Source organism: Streptomyces sp. 8L, from assembly GCF_020176795.1.
Lineage (GTDB): Bacteria > Actinomycetota > Actinomycetes > Streptomycetales > Streptomycetaceae > Streptomyces.
Window position 1 is genome coordinate 1 of record NZ_JAIUKE010000344.1, and the last position, 2,385, is coordinate 2,385.

1 protein-coding gene is annotated in these 2,385 nt (G+C 71.9%); it reads right to left on the reverse strand.

Features of this window, described 5'->3' with window-relative positions; translation table 11 throughout:
* Positions 1-75: 75 nt before the first annotated feature.
* On the reverse strand, positions 76-1,539 hold the full coding sequence (locus LCE31_RS25800; RefSeq protein WP_225018127.1) for a sugar porter family MFS transporter: 1,464 nt from the start codon (positions 1,537-1,539) through the stop codon (positions 76-78).
* Between the last annotated feature and the right edge of the window lie 846 nt (positions 1,540-2,385).

Consider the following 2,385-nt stretch of genomic DNA (forward strand, 5'->3'; position numbering starts at 1 on the left):
CGCCGCCCCCGTGGTGGGGAAGCGGCGCGGGCGCCCGTGTCGTGCGGTGCTGTGCCCGCGGAGGCCCTCCGGAGGTCAGGCCGTCGGGGTGGTGCGGCCGCCCGGGGCGCCCGGGCGCTGGTACGACTCGCCCGTCATGGACTCCAGCGTCCGCTGCTTCGTCTCGGGGATCTTGAAGCGGACGAACCAGATCGACAGGAACGCGAACAGGGCGAACGCCCCGTACAGCCAGGAGAGGCCAACATGCTTGGTGGCCGGCTCGAAGGCGAACGTCACGATGAAGTTGAAGATCCAGTTGGACGCGGTGCCGATCGCCAGCGCCATCGCCCGCATCCGGTTCGGGAACATCTCCGCGAGCATGACCCACATCACGGGGCCCCAGGACAGGGCGAAGAACACCACGAAGGCGTTGGCGCCGACCAGTGCCAGGGGCCCGTACGGGTGCGGCAGGCTGACGCTCTTGCCGCTGCCGTGCTGCTGCGAGAACGCGATCGCCGTGAGCAGCAGCGACAGGAACATGCCGATGGAGCCGATGGTGAGCAGGCGACGCCGGCCGACGCGGTCGATGAAGAGCATCGCCACGACGGTCATCACCACGTTGATCGCGGCGGTGATCACGGAGGTCGTGAAGGAGCTGGACTCGCTGAAGCCGACCGACTGCCACAGCGTCGTCGAGTAGTAGAAGATCGCGTTGATGCCGACGAGCTGCTGGAGCGCGGCCATGATGATGCCGACCCAGACGAGGGGGTGCAGGCCGAACCGCGAGCCGCGGATGTCCGCGAAGGTGGTGCGGTGCTCCTTGCGCAGGGTCTGTTCGATCTCCTGCGCCTTGGCCCGGCCGTCCTCCTCGCCGGAGATGCGCTCCAGGACGCCCGCGGCGTCGCCGAGCCGGCCCTTCTGCACCAGGTAGCGCGGGGACTCGGGGATCGTGAGCGCGAGCACACCGTAGACGGCGGCGGGGATCACGCCGACGAGGAACATCCAGCGCCAGGCGGGCAGGCCCCACCACAGGTCCTGGGAGGCGCCGCCGGCTGCGCCGGCGAGCCCCTTGTTCGAGCTCAGGACGACCAGCTGGCCGATGGTGATGGCGAGCTGCTGGAGGGAGCCGAGCGCGCCACGGCCGCTCGCGGGGGCCACCTCCGAGATGTACGCGGGGGCGATCACCGAGGCGATACCGATGCCGAGGCCGCCGATGACGCGCCAGACCAGCAGGTCCGGTACGGAGAAGGCGAGCGCGGAGCCGACCGAGCTGATGATGAACAGGGCCGAGCCGAGCAGCATCACCTTGCGGCGGCCCCAGACGTCGGCCAGCCGTCCCGCGTACCACGCGCCGACCGCGCAGCCGAGGAGCGCGATGGACACGACGAACCCCGACAGGAAGGAGCCGAGGTGGAAGTGGTCGGTGAGGGAGTTGACCGCGCCGTTGATGACCGAGGAGTCGAAGCCGAAGAGAAAGCCGCCCACAGCGGCGGCGATGGAGACCCCCAGGGCTTTGCCCTTGCGGTTCGACGCGCCTACTCCTCCGACAGTTTGGGCCATGGAGCCATCACCTCACGTACGTCACCCGACCGCCTGTCGGGCAAATCATTATGAAACCGTCTTTTTCGCCTGCGTACATGTAAGCATTCCAGTGACCGGGCAGTCCTACCGGGCCGCTGGACGCGGTCGGCCGGGCACACGGGCTCGCACGGGGCGCTTCCATGATTCGCCGAGCGTCCGCCTACCCCGAGGGCGGAGCCGCATCGCTTGGGAAAGCTGTGAAATACGGCGTCCACGGCCGCCGGGAGGACGGGCAGCGGTGACACACCGTAACAGAGGCAGGAACGGGGGCCCTGTTCGGCCGATCCGGTGACGCGCGCCACAGTCCGCGTCGCCGCGCGGGCCTCAACGGGTGGGGTGCGCTCAGACCTGACCTGCCGTCGCCCGCCGGCCGCAGGGCGGATCGGATGCGGCGGGCGGGGCGAGAGACCGGGAGCGGGCCCTCCCTGCGGTGCGCGCGGTCATCGGCCACGGTCCGCCCGATCATCCGCCACCGTTGTGGGTCATGCCACACCATCACACCGGATACGGGAGGAGTCCGCCACATGCCGCACGGTGTCCGGGGCGCGGGGCGGGCCCGGTGGCAGCGCCGGGAGGCGATACGCGAGCGCGAGCACGGTGCCGGTACGCCGGCCCGGCTGTGCGCGGTGGAGTGCGCACCGGGCCGGGAGGCCGCGAAGGCTTCGCGGTGTTCTCCCGGCCCGGTGGCCGTGGGCCCCGCTCGGGCCCGCGGCCGGGGGGGGGGGGGGGGGGGGGGGGGGGGGGGGCGGGGGGGGGGGCCCCCCCCCGCGCCCCCCCCCCCCCCCCCCCCCGCCGCCCCCCCGGGGGCCCCCAACCGAGGGAGGG

Bases quoted from the DNA above. Each gene is read 5' to 3' on its own strand.
- LCE31_RS25800 (WP_225018127.1), bottom strand. From the start codon at position 1,539: ATGGCCCAAACTGTCGGAGGAGTAGGCGCGTCGAACCGCAAGGGCAAA.